This window comes from Candidatus Delongbacteria bacterium (genome assembly GCA_020634015.1).
Lineage (GTDB): Bacteria > CAIWAD01 > CAIWAD01 > CAIWAD01 > CAIWAD01 > JACKCN01.
This window is the reverse complement of record JACKCN010000005.1, coordinates 236552-255866: the sequence shown is the minus strand read 5'-3', so window position 1 is coordinate 255866 and position 19315 is coordinate 236552. Positions and strand designations below refer to the sequence as shown.

At 61.7% G+C, this 19315-nt stretch carries 13 protein-coding genes; 5 read left to right on the top strand and 8 right to left on the bottom strand.

Annotation, left to right across the window (positions count from 1 at the left end; genetic code table 11):
• Positions 1–93: 93 nt before the first annotated feature.
• Positions 94–492: a (deoxy)nucleoside triphosphate pyrophosphohydrolase gene (locus H6678_11195; protein MCB9474366.1), complete on the bottom strand. Its 399-nt coding sequence runs from the start codon at positions 490–492 to the stop codon at positions 94–96.
• 262 nt (positions 493–754) lie between these two features.
• The gene (locus tag H6678_11190) at positions 755–994 is read right to left on the bottom strand and encodes a hypothetical protein (protein ID MCB9474365.1); all 240 of its coding nucleotides are present in this window, start codon (positions 992–994) and stop codon (positions 755–757) included.
• 117 nt (positions 995–1111) lie between these two features.
• Between H6678_11190 and H6678_11185 the strand changes: the two genes are divergently transcribed.
• Complete coding sequence (locus H6678_11185; protein MCB9474364.1) at positions 1112–2299, top strand: hypothetical protein; 1188 nt, start codon at positions 1112–1114, stop codon at positions 2297–2299.
• A gap of 182 nt (positions 2300–2481) precedes the next feature.
• On the opposite strand, the gene H6678_11180 is transcribed toward H6678_11185, so the two are convergent.
• The 4 genes from H6678_11180 to H6678_11165 all read right to left on the bottom strand — a co-directional run bounded on the left by H6678_11180 (position 2482) and on the right by H6678_11165 (position 11165).
• The gene (locus H6678_11180) at positions 2482–5760 is read right to left on the bottom strand and encodes a hypothetical protein (GenBank protein MCB9474363.1); all 3279 of its coding nucleotides are present in this window, start codon (positions 5758–5760) and stop codon (positions 2482–2484) included.
• A 586-nt stretch (positions 5761–6346) separates the two neighbouring features.
• The gene (locus H6678_11175) at positions 6347–9640 is read right to left on the bottom strand and encodes a hypothetical protein (GenBank protein ID MCB9474362.1); all 3294 of its coding nucleotides are present in this window, start codon (positions 9638–9640) and stop codon (positions 6347–6349) included.
• Entirely contained in the window at positions 9637–10125 is a 489-nt protein-coding gene (locus H6678_11170) for a hypothetical protein (GenBank protein MCB9474361.1), read from the bottom strand. Before H6678_11170 ends, H6678_11175 begins: the two co-directional genes overlap by 4 nt.
• Positions 10126–10541: 416 nt before the next feature.
• Complete coding sequence (locus tag H6678_11165) at positions 10542–11165, bottom strand: hypothetical protein (GenBank protein ID MCB9474360.1); 624 nt, start codon at positions 11163–11165, stop codon at positions 10542–10544.
• A 190-nt stretch (positions 11166–11355) separates the two neighbouring features.
• Here H6678_11165 and H6678_11160 point away from each other — a divergent pair, with 190 nt between their 5' ends.
• Genes H6678_11160 through H6678_11145 form a run of 4 tightly spaced genes read left to right on the top strand, consistent with a single transcriptional unit; the run spans position 11356 to position 17569 of the window.
• Complete coding sequence (locus H6678_11160; protein MCB9474359.1) at positions 11356–11955, top strand: TetR/AcrR family transcriptional regulator; 600 nt, start codon at positions 11356–11358, stop codon at positions 11953–11955.
• Positions 11952–13316 carry a TolC family protein gene (locus tag H6678_11155; protein MCB9474358.1) on the top strand — a complete coding sequence of 455 codons (1365 nt, stop codon included), beginning with the start codon at positions 11952–11954 and terminating at the stop codon, positions 13314–13316. Before H6678_11160 ends, H6678_11155 begins: the two co-directional genes overlap by 4 nt.
• The gene (locus H6678_11150) at positions 13317–14408 is read left to right on the top strand and encodes an efflux RND transporter periplasmic adaptor subunit (protein MCB9474357.1); all 1092 of its coding nucleotides are present in this window, start codon (positions 13317–13319) and stop codon (positions 14406–14408) included. It abuts the gene before it with no gap.
• Positions 14405–17569, top strand: a complete 3165-nt coding sequence (locus H6678_11145) for an efflux RND transporter permease subunit (GenBank protein MCB9474356.1) — start codon at positions 14405–14407, stop codon at positions 17567–17569. Before H6678_11150 ends, H6678_11145 begins: the two co-directional genes overlap by 4 nt.
• Before the next feature lie 89 nt (positions 17570–17658).
• Here H6678_11145 and H6678_11140 read toward each other — a convergent pair whose 3' ends face one another.
• On the bottom strand, positions 17659–18156 hold the full coding sequence (locus H6678_11140; GenBank protein MCB9474355.1) for a DinB family protein: 498 nt from the start codon (positions 18154–18156) through the stop codon (positions 17659–17661).
• Positions 18157–18175: 19 nt separating this feature from the next.
• Entirely contained in the window at positions 18176–19081 is a 906-nt protein-coding gene (locus tag H6678_11135; GenBank protein ID MCB9474354.1) for a T9SS type A sorting domain-containing protein, read from the bottom strand.
• Positions 19082–19315 lie beyond the last annotated feature (234 nt).

The following is a 19315-nucleotide window of genomic DNA, read 5'->3' as shown; positions in this document are numbered from 1 at the left end:
CATCTATTGGTTTGCTGTGGGATCGGTCGCCTGAAATGCGCTGAACGTGGAACTGGATGTTTGTGCCTTCGACTGTCTGGTCCGGCCAACTTGCTACGCCAGAAGTCTCAAACGTTCGATTTCGGCCACAATAGGAAGGTCCGCGGGCGCCCAATCGACGATTTGAATCTCATCGTGTGATAGCCACCGAGTCGCCAGATGCTCTGCGGGTTGGATCTTGCCTTCCACTATCGTTGCCAAGTAGGCATGCATGACAAGCAAGAAACTCTGATAGGGGTGGCGCACGGTCATCAGTCTGGATCCAACGGTGATCGTAACTGAAAACTCTTCCCAGATTTCACGTATCAGAGCTGCTTCGTGAGACTCGCCGGATTCGATCTTCCCGCCAGGAAACTCCCACTTCAGTGCAGCTTCCCCTGCATCAGGTCGTTGTGCGCTAAACACGGTGCCATTTTGAACAATGACTGCCGCAACAACGTGGATGGTTTGCATCAAAGCTCACCTGTTGAAACAACTTGATTCGGTTTGCCGCACTCGGATTGCACATGATACAATTCAGATGGTCAGAATCCAGGACTCCACAATCCCTTGATTGAAAACAGTCTCGATTCCCTGAACTGGATAGGCAGAGATCGAGTGATGTTACCGGATTGGATAGTACTCCCAATCCGTTGTAAAAGACGTATCGCTGACTGGCAACTTTCCGAGTCACGGTGTAACTACAAACGGCTTGCACACCGATCGTATTATCGACTCATGGGGCAGTTGGAGTTAAGACGGTCGGGATCAAGATGTGCGGATCGCCGTTAACCGTGCTCATCGGCAGCGGCTCCCCCGGCTGGCTGTCGGCCACCACCTGTCCGTCCACATCCGTTGCGGTCACGCGCAGGAAGCCTTGTGTGAGGATGCCCACGTTCTCGTAGTGCAGGGTCTGGGGCGGGCCAGGCACGTCGATGCCGGCGGGGTTGCGGCAGCCAGCAGCCATACCATGCAAGAATGGCTTCGTCCGATCGGTTGTTTCGCTTGTGCGAGCAGACTTCCATTGGCATACTGCGGCGCATCCCGCGGGATCCGGTGAACGCGGGCCTCACACCCCCACCCTGGAGGACCAATGCCCCCCCTTTCCGTGCTTGCCCTGCTCTGCCTGCTGCTGCCGAGGACGGCCCGAGCAGAGCTGACTCCCATTCTGCTTGGTTCGCTCAGTGCTCCCTCGAACAACGTACAGATGGCCGTGAATGACACACATTTCGCGATGGCCACGGATGACTCGGTCCGAGTGTATACAAACGAGTCGGGTGGGGCACTGACCTGGCAATACGGGCTCCCGGCGAGCTATGCACGATATGTTGGACTTTTTGACGACTGGATGGCAGTGGTGGATTTCCCGGATCAAGGCTCGGTTCGCATCCGCATGCATGACGTGTGGAGTGGCGCCGTGACCGATTCGTTGCGATTGGCCAGCGACCTCATCAGTTGGGCGGTCTCCTGCAATGACCGATTGACCGTGTGCTCGAACTATGGAGATCTGCGAATCTACCAGGTAGTGGGTGAGGGACAGCTTGACCTGCTGGCCACGCTTGAGGATCTGGACTTGCCCCCGTTCGGTCTGGGCATCGCTGGACCGGAGCTGATTGCCTTCTACAGCTCAGTATATGGTCCAGTGGTACTGGACGTCAGCGATCCGCAGAATCCGGTTTCGCTCTTGGGTGTGCAGGTATACGACTACATCGACGCCATGGGATTTGGGGAGCACGGTCTTTATGTGTCCGGGCTTGCGGAATCCCCGCCCAGCATCGGGGTGAAACTGCTGGTCCGCTCGGGCACCGTGTATGAGTTCCACTCAAGTCATCCTTGGTCCAGCACCGCGGGAACCATTCTTGCCGAAGGAGATCTGGTGGTGGTGCCGGGCGTAGTCTTTACGCCGATACAGTTTCACGCAGGCGTGTTTCGTGTGGCCGAGGACGGCACCTTGTCCCAGGAGGCAATCGTCAACAATGGTGGTACGATTGACAACATGTTGCTGCATCAAGGGATTCTGTACCTGCGGGACCGCACCCATTCAAGTCTGCAGCTGTACGCGCTGTTCGGTGCCCCCCGGTTGGAGTATCACCTGCTCCCGAACCAGAAACTGGAATTGAGCTGGCAGCCGGTTCCCGGCGCCCACCACTACTGCATCTACCAACGGATGTCTCTGGACCAGCCGAGGGTCCAGATTGATCAGACCTTGGACACCCGGGTGCGCCTGCCTCGCTGCATCGGGCAACGCCTGTATGACGTGGTGGCGGTGAGCACTCCATGATCCCCGTACCCGCCGACGCCGGCCAATCAATCCCCGATTGGGCTTGCCACTGACATGAAACCGTGGGGCTCTGCGGCCGCAGCATTCCAGTCAAGCACCCCGCAGTGTCACACCTGTCCTGTGACATGTCTGCCATGATACAAGACCGGGGCTGCTCCGTTCCAATGCTGGCAAGCCGAGCTTCAGCGCTTCGATCCCGGGGTCCGCTCCTCGAAAAGGCTTGCATCGCCTTTACCCGTACTCACCGGCAGCGGCTCCCCCGGCTGACTGTCGGCGACCACCTGCCCGTCCACATCCGTTGCGGTCACGCGCAGGAAGCCCTGGGAGAGGATGCCGACGTTCTCGTAGTGCAGGGTCTGGGGCGGGCCGGGCACGTCGATGCCGGCGGGGTTGCTCATGGGCCAGGTGTCGTCGTACCAGAGGCGGTAGCTCTCGATCGTCAGGGGCTGGCCGTTGATGTCGGTGGTCACGGGGGTCCAGTCGACCAGCACGGTGGCGTGGCCGGGGCTGAAGTCCAGCGGGGTCATCACCAGGTTCAGGGGGGCGGCGGGGGCGGCGCCGGGCAGGGTCATCACGGCGTACACCAGTTCGGGCGAATTGATCATGGAATGGGCGACGCGCACCGTGCCGCGGTGGATGCCGCCAGGAGTGCTTGCGGGCGTGACGGTGAATGTGATCGGAGCGGATGAGCTGAACAAGGGAATGCTGCCACTGGCGGGGCTGACGGAGAGCCAGCCAAGTGATTCGGAATTGGTGTAGCTCAGCGAGGCCGCGGGCGATTTTGAATAGCTGAACACCACCGGAATCGGCTGGTGCAGCGGAGTGGTGCCAATGCGCAGGGTCTGGCGGGCGCGTTTGGTGGCCCAGGCCACGATGTTCTCAATGCTCTCGCCCAGGCTGCAGTCGAAGTTGAGCAGGCTGTGCTCCATGGGGGCGCCGTAGACCAGCAGTCCCAGCTCCTCGTTCAGCAGCATGCAGCTGGCGCCGCCGCAGTCCGAACTGGCCAGGCTGGTCCAGCCCGCACCGGGAGCTGCAAGGGTATGGCGCACGGCCGCGTTGCCCTGGGCGTCGGGGGCCACGCCGCCGACCAGCAGATGGTCAATCGGGTGCGCCGTGTTGCAGGGGCTCCAGCTGGCCTGCACTCCGCCGGCCACGGTGAAGTCCGCGGTGGCGGTGCCGAATGCGGTGCCCAGTACCAGCACACCGCCTCGCAGGTTGTAGCCGTTCAGGCGGGCCATGTTGCCCTGAATGCTGTTGTGCGAGGCCTCGCTGCCGGGGGAAGGCACAATCACCGCGCCGAAGGCATCCAGGTCCACCCAGCTCAGACTCGTGGTGGTGTACAGAGTATACGGCACATTCATGGCGCTCAGTTGGTCGGTCCATTCGGTGGAGCCATATGGCGCGCCATCCTGGAACACGGCCACCTGCACGGGTGTGGGCGCGCTGATGGTCAGGCGGTTGCCCGTCTGGACGAACTTCAGCTCCCAGCTGCAGGACTGGGCCAGTTCCTGAGAGCCGTCCTTGGCCACCACGAAAGCATACCAGCCGGCCTCGGGCAGGTCCGTGTTGGCCAGCAGGGTCATGCTCTCGGCGGGCGTGTTGGCGGTCTGGCTGGTTTTCAGGTAGCCATTGCGCGCATGGGTCGGGCTGATGGGGGAATAGAGGTACAGGTCCAGGTCGACACCGTCGTCGCTGCTGAGGGTGACCGTCCAGCCCTGGGCGATTTCGCTGCTGCTGAAGTACACCTCCACCAGATCGAGGATCTCGTTGGCGGCAATGCTGCCGCAGATGCGGGTGCCGTCTCCCTGCTGCACCGCGCGTGAGTCGCGCTCGGCAATGCGAAAGCTGGCGCTCTCGCCATCGTAATTGACCACGCCCGCCTGCCAGTTGCCCGCGGGCGCGCTGTGGTGATTCACCAGCACCCAGTCCGGCTCGCCACTGCCGTAGCTGGAAACCTGCCAGGTGCTGGAGAAGCCGACGGCGCTGCCCGTGTAGTTGTTGTGCAGGTGCAGGTCGTAGTCGGCGCTGGTGGACAGCGGCTGGATCGCCACCGCGGACCAGCCCTCCGTGCCCGAGAATTGAAAGCCATCGCTGTTGGGCCAGGTGAAGAGGTTGCTCATCTTCTCCGGTGGCGTGTTGCGCTGCACGCTTTGGCCCGCCGCCAGCGGGTAGGGGCTCCAGACCCATTGCACGCTGCGCAGGTTGTCGATCTCGTTCTGCTCGCAGATCGCGTCGTGGTAGTCCACCACGCTCTGCAGCGCGTGTCGCCCGCCGCGCACGGGCCAGGGTCCCACGTTGTTGAGATACTGCTGCCCTTCCCAGGTGCCTTCCGGCAGGTAGTAGAAGCTGATCCATTCGTTGTCCAGAAAGATGCGCCCATAGGCTCCCGGGTTGTGCGAGTCGCTGCTGGACTGGCGCACGGCCTGATTCAGCCAGGTGCCGGACACATTGCCCGGCAGAGTCGCGCTCACGATGCAGGAGGCGGGCGAGGCACTGGCGTTGTCGCGCGGCACCAGTGCATTGCTCCAGCCGAATGGCGTGCTGAAATCGAAGTCAGGAGCATTGAAGCCGATCTCGCCCCAGCGCGATGTATTGACCAGGGTCGAGAGCATGCGGGCCTTCTGCCCCGGTGTGAAGTTGGTGCGGCAGGTCTTGAGGCTGTAGCTCATCAGGTTGGTGGGGTCGGGCGCGAAGGGGCGGTTGGCCAGACCGCAGAAGCGTGTCTCGTTGCCGGTGTAGACACAGTCCTGATTGACATTCTCGGCTCCCAGGCCCGGATCCGCGGGCGTGTCGCAGACCAGGTCGCCGGCCACGGCGCAGTTGCTGCCGTTGGGACACTCCTCACCTTCGCCCGTTGAATGGGTGTGCAACAGATCAAAGTAGTGGCCGATCTCGTGGGGAAAAGTCGAGGGGTTGTCGGGCACCCCGACGCATTGCATGTCGAAGGAGATGCCATGCACGGTGCTCCAGCTGAATGAGGACACGCCACAGTAGCCCTCGTCATGATTCACGAAGTAACAATCGATCATGTCGGGCTGGTTGGCAATGCTGCGCAGCAGGTTGCGCTCGGCATCGCTGTCGATGCTGTAATACGCATCGCTGTTGATGGTGTCCTGATGGGCCACCAGAAAGCAGATGCCCGTGCCCGCGAAGGCATCCTCCAGATCCAGCATGGCCTGATCCAGCTGGCTTTGCAGAATGCCGCCAGTGCCCGCCGTCGTGCGCACCACATGAAAGGCCAGGTAGACCAGATAACTGCCCGTCACCCGGTCCGGGTCAATGGAATCGTAGACCCCACTGGCCTGCAGGGCGCGCAGTTGCTGCAGGTCCCACTCGCTCAGCTCGCTCGGGCATTCCACCGCAGTGCCCGGTGCCACCATGCCGGGCATGGGAGTGTCGGCCAGCACCCGGCTGGCGCAGGGCAGAATCAGGAACAGGACGAGGGACCACAGGGCGTTCATGTTGGAGTTCCTTCAATGGAGTGACGAACTGTGGCAGGCGGATCGACAACGCCGAGAGTGTGGTCAGGTGGCCGGATGCTCCAGCCCGACGCCGCCTGGACGGCTGCTCATGATCAAGGTCCCTGAGGTGTCCGCTGTACTGTTGAGCGTTTCGCTACGGCAAACTCCGTGCCCGGAGCCCATGCGGTACGCGCTCTTTCGTAACACAGATATCAATGGCAATTGGCCAGTTTCCGAAGCCGGTTCTGGCCAGGTTGGCCTCAACTGGCAGCCGGTTCCACCTTGGGGACTGTCCGGACAGTTCACCCCTGGACAACCGCCCGTTGCGAGTGTGCAATTCCTGCACAGCAAGCCCTGGAATCAGGCTGGCACGCATGTTCGCCCTGTCCGTGGTGAGATTTACAGGATGAAACTCCACAATCCCACGGTCGGGCCACCCGACTGTTCAGGTGTCCGGTTTGAACAGGCCAATTGTGGTCCCGCATTCTGACGAACCGGGAGAATCGGTGCTCAGGCCCGCCCGAAAAGAGATCGCCCCGGCTTGCACCGGGGCGATCGTTCAAGGTCTCGAATGCTGGGTCAGCACTTACTTGGAGGTGCTGGCCTGCGGCACACCCAGCAGCAGCGGGTTGCCGGGAACGGCATTCAGCGGCAGGGGCGCGTCGGGCTGGCTGTCGCCCACGACCAGACCATCGAGATCGATGGCGGCCACACGCAGGAAGCCCATGTCCAGCATGCCCACATTCGCGTAGAACAGGTTGATGTTCGTCGTAGCGACATCGATGTAGTTGGACGAGCCGAAGAGGAAGTCATCATCGTAGTAGAGACGATAGGCTTCCACCGTGATCGCCTGGCCATTGATGTCCTGGGTCACGGGCGTCCAGCTGGCGTTGACCGTGGCGTGCCCGGGGCTGAAATCCAATGGAACCATGGTCAGGTTGATGGGCACGGCGGGCTTGCGAGTCACCAGATTCATGTAGGCGTACACGAGTTCCGTCGAGTTGTACAGAGTATTGCCCACAGTGACCGCTCCCCTGTAGATGCCGGCGGCGTTGCCACCCGGAATCATCGTGAAGGTGATTGGGTCGCCACCGTCCAGCACGGGAATCGTGCCGCTGAGCGGATTGACAGTCAGCCAGCTCAGCGATTCGGTGTTGGTGTAAGTCACGGATGTGAGAATGCTCTTGTTGTAATTGAGCACCACGGCAGCCGACCCCTGAATGGGAGTGCGTGTCACGCGAATCGTCTGCTTGGCCCGCTTGTAGGCCCACTGCACGATGTTCTCGATGCTCTCGCCCAGAGTGCAGTCGTAGTTGGCCACGCTGTGTTCCATGGGCGCACCGTAGATCAGCAGTCCGTCGGCGTCGTTCAGCAGCATGCAGCTCTGGTTGGTGCCGCAATCGGTCCAGGCCAGGTTGGTCCATCCGGCTCCGGGGGCGGTCAGCACATGGTGCACGGCCGAACTGCCGGGAGCATCCGCGCCCACACCGGTGACCAGAATGTGGCTGGAAGGATGCGCCACCGCACAGGTTTCCCAGTTCGCCAGCACGCCGCCCGCGGTGTAGAAGCCGTCGGTGTTGATGGAGGTAGCCGTGCCCTGGATCAGCACACCGCCCCGGTCGTTGTAAGCATCCAGCAGGGCGAGATTGGCCTGGATGTTGTCGTGGGCTGCAATGGTCACGGGCGTGGGAATGATCACCACACCATAGGCATCCAGGTTGGTGCTGGCGATGTCGGCCGTGGGGATGACGGTATGGGGATAACCAAAGGCCGTCAACTGCGTCAGCCATTCGGCGGACCCGTAGGGGTTGGCATCCTGGATCACGGCCACCTGCACCGTGCTGGTGGGGTTGATGGTCAGCTTGTTGCTGTTGTTGGTGAATTTCACCTCGTAGGTGGACTGCAGGGTCAGGTCGGCCAGTTCGTCCTTGGCGATCACGAAGGAGTACCAACCAGAGGCAGCCAGGTCCGTATTCGCGGTCAGGGTCAGCACCTCATCGGAGGTTCCGTTGGTCTGGCTGTTCTCGAGGTACTGGTTGCGACCGTAGAAGCTGCCTGCGGCATCATAGATGTACAGATCCAGATCCGCCGCATCATCGCTGCTGAGTGTCACGGTCCAGGTGTCCGCGATGTCATCGGTGCTGAAGTAGACCTCGAAGATGTCCATGATCCGGTTGGAGGGCAGGGTGCCGCAGATCCGGGTTCCATCGGTCTTGCTCAGGGTGCGTGAGTTGATCCGGTTCGTGCGCACGTCGGCGGTTTCGCCGTCGTAGTTGATGATGCCGGCCTGATAGGTACCGCCATAACCCGCCTGGTTGTGGTTGACGATGACCCAGTCATTCTGCCCACTGCCGTAGGTTGAAGTCGCCAGGGTGGTGGCGAATCCGGCGGTGCTGCCCGTGTAATCGTTGTGCAGGTACACGTCGAAGTCAGCGGTCGTGGTCAGAGGCTGGATCGCCACCGCGGACCACCAGCTGTTTCCCGTCAACTGGAAGCCGTCGCAGTTGGGGTAGGTCCAGGTGGTGGTCATCTTCTCGGGAGGAGTGCTGCGCTGCAGGCTCTGGTCGTCGCCAAGGACATAGGGGCTCCAGACCCACTGGGTGTTGCGCGTGTTGTCCGACTCGTTGGATTCGCAGACTTCGTCGAAGTAATCCACCGTGGAATGCAGGGCATGGCGTCCGCCGCGCACCGTGATGGGTCCCACATTGTTCCAGTACTGCGTTCCGCTCCAGGTACCGCCACCGTAGCTGTACCAGATCGTGTAGACATTGTCCAGGAACGCACGGCCGTAGACACCCGGATTGTGGGAGCTGCTGTTGGCCTGACGCATGGCCTGGTTGTAATAGGTGGTATTGCTGTTGCCGGGCAGGGTGCTGGTGACCAGGCAGGAAGCACTGCTGCCACCGGTTGTGTTGCGCGGCACCACCGCATTGCTCCAGCCCGTGGGGGTCGAGAAATCGAAGTCGGGCGAGTAGAAGCCCACCTCGCCCCAACGCGGAGCCGAGGTCAGCGTCGCCAGCATGCGGCTGCGCTGCCCGGGAGTGAAGTTGGTGCGGCAGGTCTTGCGGCTGTAGCTCATCAGGTTGGTGGGATCGGGGTTGTAACTGCGGATGGCGAAGTCACAGAAGATGATTTCCGAACCGGTGTACACGCAGCTGGTGTTCACATTGCTGGTGCTCAGCTCGGGGTCGGCCGGGGTGTCGCAGACCAGATCGCCCGCGGATCCACAGTTGCTGCCCGTGGGGCACTCGTTGCCGTAGGCCGGTTCGTGGGTGTGCAGCAGGTTGAAGTAGTGGCCCACTTCGTGGGGGAAGGTCGAGGGATTGCTGGCCACGCCCACGCAGCCGTTGTCGAAGGTGATGCCCTGCTCCGTGGACCAGGTGAAGGACGACACGCCGCAATAGCCACCATCGTAGTTCACGAAGTAGCAATCCAGCATGTTGGCCTGGTTGTTGATGCCCTTCAGCACCGCGCGCTCGGCATCGTTGTCGATGTTGTAGTACGTGGTGTTGTCAATGTAATCGGTGTAGGCCACCGTGAAGCAGATGCCCGTGCCGACAAAGGCGTCGGCCAGGTCGATCAGGGCCTGATCCAACTGGCTCTGGGCAATCCCGCCCGTACCGGAGGAGGTACGCACGATGTGGAAGGCGAGATACACCAGATAGGTGCCCACTTCGCGGGAGGGGTCTTCGTTGTCGTAGATGCCGGTGGCTTCCAGCTCACGCAACTGCTCCACGTCCCACTGGGTCAGCGCACTGGAGCAGCCTTCACGCACTTCGCGATCGGGGTGCACACCAGGTTCCATGGTATCGGCCTGAGCCGTGAGTCCGCAGCCAAGCGCCAGAACGCCGGCCAGCATCAGGGAATGAGAGAATTTCATTGGGCGCCCCCGTCCGTCGTGCTGGTGGTGGGCACACTGACCGCAGCCTTGGGGGCCGTGGATTCGGTGCCGCCAATGGCCTGCTTCTGCTCAAGGGTCAGAGGCACACGACCGGCCGCTTCACGGTCCTGATTGGGGGTCAGGCGCCTTTGCAGCTCGGCTTCCGCTTCGGCGGCTTCTTCCAGCCGGCCCTGATTGCGGTAGTCGGTTGCCAGCAGCTCCAGGCGCTGCAGGTCACTCTGACGCTTCAGATCGATGATCTGCAACTGGAGTGCCTCGTCATCTTCCCCCATGCCCATCCGGGCTTCAAGGGTGGCAATGCTTTCGGCGGTCCGCTGCTGGAGTTGCCAGGCAGCATTGGCCGGTACCTCCCCGCGCACGATGGGGCCTTCTGCGGGTCCGCTGGTGACCAGTGCTGGACCCTGGTCGGCCATTGCGGCTCCTGAAAGGAGCAGGCAGGCCGCCAGCGTCAATAGATTCTTCATTGTTCCTCCTGGAAATGGATGGCTCTGCCCTGAAGGGCCCAAGTCATGGTTATTGAATCGGGATTGTTTGCTGAATGTTGTGCAGGCTCGCTCGGCAAATGCCGTGCCTGACCAATTCGATCGAACCGAATCTCCACTCAATCAGGTCAATGGCGAGGTTTTGGCTTTGGGAATGGGAATACCCGGGGCAGGATCCGGTGAGTTATTGCTGATAAATTTTGGCGAGGCGGTAGAAGATTGGCAGCGCTGTACAAAACCTGAACAGTTGGCGGAGCGGGATCAAAGCAGAAAATGGCCAGGAATCGTACCAGAGTGAGCCCTGACGCATTGGGGCACGAATGGCGCGGCTATGAGGCAAAGTATGGCGGCGAGATGCCAAGCGCGGCATCCCGCCCTACAGATCCAGAACGACTGGTTCAGCGCAGTTCCTTGCGGATGCGCTGTTTCAGGCTGCGGCCTTCGGGGTCCTTCCGGTGGTGTTTCAGGTAGCGCTTGATCCAGCGTTGTGCCTCCTGCTTGTTGCCGAGCTTGAAGTGGGCCACCGCAAGACTGTACTCCACCTTTTCCTCGCGGGCCATGCGGGAGTCCAGTTCCACCAATCGCTCCCCCGTGGTGACCACGCCCGGCGCGAAGCCCACCTTCTCGTAGGCCGTCAGGAGGCTGTGAAATGCCTCCCATTCGATCTCAGGGTCCTGGCCGGCATGCTTGTAGGCGTTGACGCAGCGGTCATAGGCGTAACGTTCGCCGAAATTGCTGAGCCAGGCCATCAGGTCACCCAGCAGCAACCAGTCGCGCCCTTTCAGCGGGCCAAGAGTGGGGCGGGCATCCGCCCAGTCGTAGATCTCGCTGACCCGCAGATCCAGCTGGGTGCGGGCCAGGCTGTCAAGCGGGGAGCGGTCGATCCGGTCCTTGGCCTGCATCAGAAAACTGATGCTCTGTTCCAGACTGTCGGCCAGACTGCGTTCCGCCGCCAAGGCGGGGGAGGTGACCTGAAGGCAGAGCAAGGGCAGAATCAAGGCCAGCAACGTGCGTGGAGTCATTGTGTGGATCCTTCCGGGTTGAGCGCCAAATATAGCCATCGCCCGCACGAATGGCGCGAGTGCCGGGCAGTTCACCTGCCCGGGAAATGTCTCGCCCCCTTGACTAATTCCTGCGGAATGCCGACTCTTGGACCCGGTGACCGAATTGAACATTTCGGTCATCTTGCCCATTCAGTCAGAAAGGTCATACATGAACAGTCCAGATCGTCGGGAACTGATTCTGGAAGCCGCCGCGGGGTGCTTCAGCCACTTCGGCTACCGCCGGACCGTGGTGGACGACATCGCCCGGGAGGTCGGCATTGCCAAGGGCAGCATCTACCTGCACTTCAAGAGCAAGGAAGAGCTGTTCATCGCCTTGCTGGACCATGAACGCGAAAAGGTGAGCGAGCGTTTCGAGGAGATCATCTCGCTGGATATCAGCTGCAGCGAACGCCTGCGCCGCATCGTGGTGGAGTTCAATGCGATCCTCGACCGCCACCCGGTACTGGCCCGCTTCATGACCGCTCCCGCCAGTCTGGAACTGCCCCCGGAACTCCTGCACCGCGAATGCCACGACAAGGGCATTTTCGACCAGCACATCCCGCGCATCCTGGAGAACGGGATCCGCGGCGGAGAGTTCCGCGCCGATCTGGACGTGCTGGCCGTCTTTCCCATCATCATTTCTTTGTTTCACATCAACGTGCACAACAGGGATCACAAGTGGGTGGACATGCCACCCGAGAAGTTCATGGAAGCCATGCTGGGCACGATTTTCCAGGGCATCCTCAACAAGGAAGGAAGCGTTCGATGAATACACTGCCACGGCACGCTCTCTGGATCGTGCTGCTGCTGGGATTCCTGGCGCCCCGGGTCAAATCCGCGGAGCGCTTTGACCTGCCACCCGGCGAGGCCATCCAGTACATGCTGGAACACAACCGCGACTACCAGAAGCAACTTGCCGACCGCGAGGACGCGCGCCAGAATGTGCGCCAGACCTCGGGCGAGGCTCTGCCCAGCCTGACGTCGGAGCTGAGCTGGACCCGCATCGGCAACATCTCGGAATTCAGTTTCGACCCCGATGGCAGCGGGCCCGAGAGCGCGGCCGTGCTCAAGGCCGCCGCGGCAGACAACTACGCCGGCAAGCTCAGCCTGCAGCAACCGCTGTTCAATGCCGCCGTGTTCCAGGCCATTGGCGTGTCACGCAGCTACAGCCGCGTGGCCGAGCAGGGGCTCAACGCAGCCCGCCAGACCCTGGTGCAGAGTTTCCTCGAGCAGTACGCCCAGGTGATCCTGCTGCGCGACCTGGTGGACCTGAATCAGCAGATCGTGGAACAGACCAAGGCCCATTTCGACGAAGCGACCCTGCTGGACCAGATGGGCAGCCTCAGCCGTTACGACCTGCTGCGCAGTGAAGTGGAATACCTGAATTCGATTCCCGCCCTGCGAGAGGCCGAAAAGAACCTGAGCACGGCCGAAAACGCCTTGCGCATCACGCTGGGTCTCGACCCCGAGGCCGAGCTGGTGCTGCACAAGTTCAACGTCGTCGTGGATCTGGCTACCGATCCTCAGTCGCTGGAAGAGATGGCCGCCCGCAATCGGCCCGAGATCCTGCTGGCCGAGAATGCGGTGGAAGGCTATCGCCGGGGTGTGAATGTCTACCGTGCGGACCAGTGGCCCGTGCTGAATGCCTTTGCCAATGCCGAACGCAGCAATGTCTGGGACCTGTTCAGCCAGAACGACAGCTGGCAGAACAGCTGGAATGCGGGCGTCAGTCTGTCGGTGCCCTTGTTCAGCGGCTTCCGCAAGGATGCCCAGGTGCAGAAAGGCAAGCTGTCCCTCTTGCGCGCCCGCGCGGATCTGGCACTGACTCGCGACCAGGTGCGCCTGCAGACCCGCGCCGCGATGGATGAACTGCAACGCAGCCAGGCCGACCTGACCGCGTGGCAGCGCAATGTGGAAGCCGCCGAAGAAGGCCTGCGAATCGCCAGCCTGCGCAATGAAAGCGGCAGTGGAAGTGGTCTGGAGCTGCGTGATGCACGCACGGCCCGCAAGCTGGCCGGCGTGAACCTGGCCACGGCTGAGTACAAATTGCGCGTGGCTCAGGTGAACCTGCTGCACGCCGTTGGAGATATCGACAGGATCCGGATCGACATCGCTGAAGGGGATGAATAGATGCGTCACAAGACAATCACGGGCCGTGTGGCCCACTGGATGCTGGTTGCCGCCCTGGGCTCCGGCCTGATCTTCACCGGGTGCTCGGGCGACACACAGGCCGAGGCCGAAGGAACCAGCACCAGCACGGCTCCCGGCAAGGAAGTGACCGTGAACGTGAGCGTGCAGACTCTGGGAACCCGGGATTTCGCCTCGCACCTCAGTCTGGTCGGCGAGGTGCAAAGCGAGTACAATGCTCTGCTGTCCGCCGCCAGCAATGGTCGCCTGACCCGCGTGATCCACGACCGTGGCGCCCAGGTGGCCAAGGGCGATACTCTGCTGGAAATCGACAGCCGACAGGCTCGCAGCAGCTGGAACATGGCCCAGGCCGCGCTGGAGAGCGCACAGCTGGACTTCGACACGGCCAAGCGTCAGTACGATCAGGGGCTGGGCGTGAGCGAAACCGACTTCCGCAAGATCGGCAACGCTCTGCGCATCGCCGAGGCTCAGGCCAGCGAAGCCTCCGTGTACCTCGAGAACTGCTTCGTGATCGCTCCCTTCGCGGGTGTGGTGGACGACCGGCAGGTCAAGCTGGGCGAACTGGTCGCTCCCGGTCAGCCCCTGTTGCGCCTGGTGGACAACGAGCACCTCAAGGTGCGCGTGGGTGTGCCCGAGAACCAGGCCGGTTTCATGCGCCGGGGCCACGAAGCCGACATCCGGGTGACCGAAGCCGGTCTCTCCACCAGCGGAACCGTCAGCTGGATCGCCTCGGTGATCGATACCCGCGACCGCACACTGCCCATGGAAATCCAGCTGAGGAGCGGCGCGGGCCTCAAGCCCGGCATGCTCTGCGAAGTGAGCGTGTTCCGCAATTCGCACGCCAACAGCATCGTGATTCCCTTGTCCATCGTGCAGCAGGCCCAGGACCACCTCTTCGTGTATGTCGAGGAAAATGGCCGCGCGGTCAAACGCATCATCGACACGGCCGACCGCGATGGCGACATGGTGCGCATTTCCTCCGGCCTGCAGCCCGGTGAGCCACTGATCGTCAAGGGCTTCCGCGATGTGGTGGACGGCCAGAGCGTGCGCGTCGTTGAAAGGACCGAGGGATGAAGATCAGCAACTTCGCTCTGGGCAACATGCCCGCGGTTTACGTGCTGATCCTGATTTCGATTCTCACGGGAACCCTGAGCTACATCAATCTGCCGCGCGAAGCCTCGCCGGACATCCAGATTCCCTTCGTGATCGTGACCACCGTGTATCCGGGCACCAGCCCCCAGGACATGGAAAGCCTGATCACCAACAAGCTCGAGCAGGAGCTTGTGGACATTGACAACATCAAGGAGATGAAGTCCTTCTCGCAGGAAAGCGTGTCCAACATCACCCTGGAGTTCGACCCCGAGGAGGATGTGGACGATGTGATCAACAAGGTGCGCGAGAAGGTGGATCTGGCCACGCCCGAGCTGCCCGATGACGCCGAGGACCCCATCATCACCGAGCTGAACTTCGGCGCCTTCCCAATCCTGCTGGTGAATGTGTCCGGCGAGTACGATCAGGTGCGCCTCAAGCAGGTGGCCGAGGACATCCAGGACCGGCTGGAAGACATCGACGGCGTGCTGGAAGTGGGCATCTCCGGTGGCCTCGAGCGCGAAGTGCAGGTGAATGTGAACCCGGACCAGCTGCGCCACTACCGGCTGGGTCTGGAAGATGTGCAGAACGCGATCCGCAACGAGAACATCAGCATTCCCGGCGGCAAGCTGGACATTGGCCCCTACAGTTACCTGCTGCGTGTACCCGGCGAGATCAAGGACCCCTTGCAGGTGCGCGATTTCGTGGTCAAGGCCGACGAACACAACCCGATCTACATTCGCGATGTGGCCGAGGTGGTCTACGGTTTCAAGGATGCCGCCAGTCTGGCGCGCATGCGCGGGCACAACTGCATCACGCTGGCGGTGAGCAAGCGCAGTGGCGAGAACATCATCCACATCGTGGACAGTGCCAAGGCGGTGGTCGAGGAGATGCTGCCCACCCTGCCCGCCACCACGACGGTGTCCTACACCAGCGATCAGTCCAAGGACATCGCGATGATGGTGGGCGAACTGGAGAACGGCATCCTCACCGGGCTGATCCTGGTGGTGGGTGTGCTCTTTCTGTTCATGGGTTTCCGCACCAGTCTCTTCGTGGCGGTGGCCATTCCGCTGTCAATGCTGATCTCCTTCTTCGTGCTGGACCTGATGGGGTACACCCTGAACATGGTGGTGCTCTTCAGCCTGATTCTGGCGCTGGGCATGCTGGTGGACAACGCGATCGTGATCGTGGAAAACATCTACCGCTACCGGGAAGAAGGCTACGGGCCCTACGCGGCTGCGCACAAGGGTGTCACCGAAGTGTCGATGGCGGTGGCCTCGTCCACCCTGACCACACTGGCCGCCTTTTTCCCGCTGGTGTTCTGGCCGGGAATCATGGGCGAGTTCATGAGCTACCTGCCCATCACCCTGATCGTGACACTGTCGGCCTCGCTTTTCGTGGGCCTGGTGATGAACCCTGTGCTCTGCGCCACCCTGATGCGGCTGAACAAGAAATCCGGTTCTCGCGAGGCCTACCTCAACAGTCCCTTCCTTCAGTTGTACCGCCGTTCACTTGAGTGGGCCCTGCGTCACCGCTTTGCCGTGGTGAGTCTGGCCTTCTTGGCCCTGTTTGCAAACATCGCGATCTACGCCACCTTCGGGGCCGGTGTGGAGTTCTTTCCCGACATCGACCCCAAGAAGGTCTTCGTGGACTACGAAATGCCTTCCGGTACACGGCTGGACAATACGGACGCCCTTGTGCGCGAGCTGGAGCAGCATCTGGGCGAGTACCGGAACATCGAAACCTACGTGGCCCAGGTGGGCGTGGCTCTGGGTGAATTCGATACCGGTGCCGGAGAAGCCGGGCCGCCCGAAAAGGCGCGCATCAGCATTGACATGGTGGACCGTGATTTCCGGGTGGAATCCACCTATGCCACCATGGAAAGCCTGCGCGTGGCCGTGGCCAATGTGTCCGGTGCCAAGGTGATCGTGCAGAAGATGGAAGAAGGGCCGCCCACGGGCAAGCCGATCAACATCGAGATCAAGGGCAAGGACTTCCAGGAGCTGGGCCGGATTGCCGAGGACATCCGCCGCAAGGTGGAAACCGTGTCCGGCGTGGTGAACCTGCAGAACGATTTCGACGAGGGACGGCCCGAGATCATGGTCACGGTCAACCGCGAGAAGGCCGCGATGATGGGTGTGAACACCGCGATGATCGGCAGCAATGTCCGTACGGCAATGAATGGCAGCGAAACCAGCACCTTCCGTGACGGCGAGGATGAGTACGACATCACCGTGCGCCTGGACAAGGCCCATCGCCAGAGCGTGGAAGACATTGCCGACCTGCAGCTGCTGGACGAAGGCGATCTGGTTCCCCTGTCCTCACTGGCCACCGTGTCACTCACCAACGGCATTGGCGGCATCAGCCACATCGACCGCGACCGCGTGGTCACCGTGTTCGCGGATGTCACGGGTCGCAACGCGAACGAGGTTCTGGCGGAAGTCAAGGAGCTGCTCAAGGACTTTGACATGCCCAATGGCTACCGACTCAGTTTCACGGGCGAGAGCAAGGACCAGGAAGAAGCTCAGGATTTCCTTGGCGGTGCCTTCCTGACCGCGATTCTCAGCGTGGGTCTTGTGCTGGTGCTGCAGTTCCGCAGCGTGATCACCCCGATCGTGATCCTGTTCTGCGTGCTGCTGTCGCTGATTGGTGTGTTCTTCGGGCTTACCGTGACCCAGATGCCCTTCGGCATCATCATGACCGGTGTGGGTGTGATCAGTCTGGCGGGCGTGGTGGTCAACAATGCCATCGTGCTGCTGGATTACACCCAGCAGTTGCGTGCCAAGGGCATTGCGCGCCACGATGCGCTGGTCCAGGCCGGCATGACCCGTCTGCGGCCCGTGTTGCTGACCGCCACGACCACCGTGCTGGGCCTGGTGCCCATGGCCACGGGCGTCAGCTTCGACTTCCGCAACCTGGAACTGGTGATCGGCAGCGACAGCGCCCAGTGGTGGGGCTCCATGGCCACCGCCGTGATCTTCGGTCTGTTCGTGGCCACCGCGCTGACCCTGATGGTGGTGCCGGCGTTGTTCACCATTCTCGAAGACCTGAGCGAATGGTTCCAGAAACTCTTCGGTGGGTTCGTCAACCAGGAAGCCGCCGGTGGCGTGGTGCCCCTGCCTTCCACGGATGGCAGCACCGACTGAACTGGACCACAGTGCCAACTGAAACGCCGGTGATCTCTGGATCACCGGCGTTTTCTTTGCAGAAGTTCATGCATCCTGTCCGATCGGTGTCACACCCACATGCGCTCGATGCCGGCACTGCGGCGGGCATCGGCCAGCTGGCCGCGGTGCATGTACCAGTGGTCGGCCAGGTACTGCAGACAACGGCGTCGGGTCCCGAAGAACTCGTCGTAGCCCGCGGGGACGCTTGCCCCTGGCTGGTCCAGATCGTCTTCACCGAGTGTGTCAAGCAGTGCCAGAGTGCCGGCTCGCTGCTCCCAGCAGGTGGCGAGCACCTGATCGAAGGGCGGATAGTCCTTTGGGTCCACCGAGATCAGGTCGCCATCGAAGAGCGTGTCCCAGTGGGCGAGTGGATTCGGCTGGGCAGACATGAACACATGAACGACCAGGGCCTCGATGTAGGCCAGATGCCCCAGCACCCAGAGGGTGTGACCACCTCCCTGGGCGGTGGGGGGCACCATGCAATGCTCGCGCATCTCCTCGATGCGGGCAAGCACCCGTGTGGTGCTGTTGTTCAGATTGGTGCGGATCAGCTCGATCGATTGCATGCTCGCATCCGGCTGACTGCTAGCGCAACAGTGTGATTCGCCGCGTTTCCCGCCAGTCGGGACTTTCCAGGCTCAGCAGGTAGATCCCCGAAGCCAGCCCGTCGGCGGCCAGCGGCAACTCGTGCGGGCCTGCGCCCAGAACCCCGCGATGCAGCAGGCGCACCGCCTGACCATTCAGATTGTACAGCACCAGACTCAGCGATTCTTCGCGGGCAAGATCCAGTCGGACCAGTGCGCGTGGGTTGAATGGATTGGGGTACACCGATTCGAGGCGATGAGTGAGCGGGCGTGTGCCCGGGAACTCGTCCACAGCCACGGTCAGACCTTCGAGAACCGCATCCCCATTGGACACCGAGATCAGAAAGGTGTTGTTGTCCAGATCAATCGCCAGGGCACCGAAGGTGAGCGCCATCCGTGTGTCACTGCGTTCGGTGATTTCCAGCCCCGTAGGCACGCCCGTGAATTTGTGCTGGGCGGAAATCAGCCCGATGATGCCGGCAATGTCCACACTGTCGATGTTGGTGGGTATGGCCAGGCTGTCGGCGTGATACAGATAGAACAGCACGCCGTTGATCCCCTGGGAACTGCCCGATCCCACCTCAAAACCGTTCGGTGCGGTGAGATACATGCCAAGCGCGTCGAGCGTGGAATCAGGATTGACCACCACCCCGGCCCAGAAGAGGGTCTCGGTACCGACACTGTCGGGCAGCAGGATGCCGCCCACGCCCTGCAGGTCCGTGGGCTCGAAAGTGCTGGTATCGATGGCGCCCACCGCGTTGAAATCCCCATTGAACGAACCGAATGGGAACTGGGCGTAGTGGGCGCTGGCACTGCCCTGCAGGAAGAAGGAGCTCTGCTGGGCCAGCACCTGTCCGGCGCACAACCAGACCATGCAAAGCAGAATGAAGATCGAACGGTGTCTCATGTGTGGTTCCGGATTGGGAATGGGGTGGTCGAATTGAGTCGGCATCGTTGAATCGCCGAGGGGGGAGTGAGGGAATTTTCAGCCTATTCACCAAGCAAAAGGGCGGGGCTCGGGAGTGTAGCCTCGAGCGGGGCAATGGGTCGCGCTTGCCGCCCGGGTGGAAAAGTCTGCCCCTTCGGCGCTTGATCGACGCGGCCGATTCCGGAACTCTGCAGCTTCCGAACTCTCCAAGTC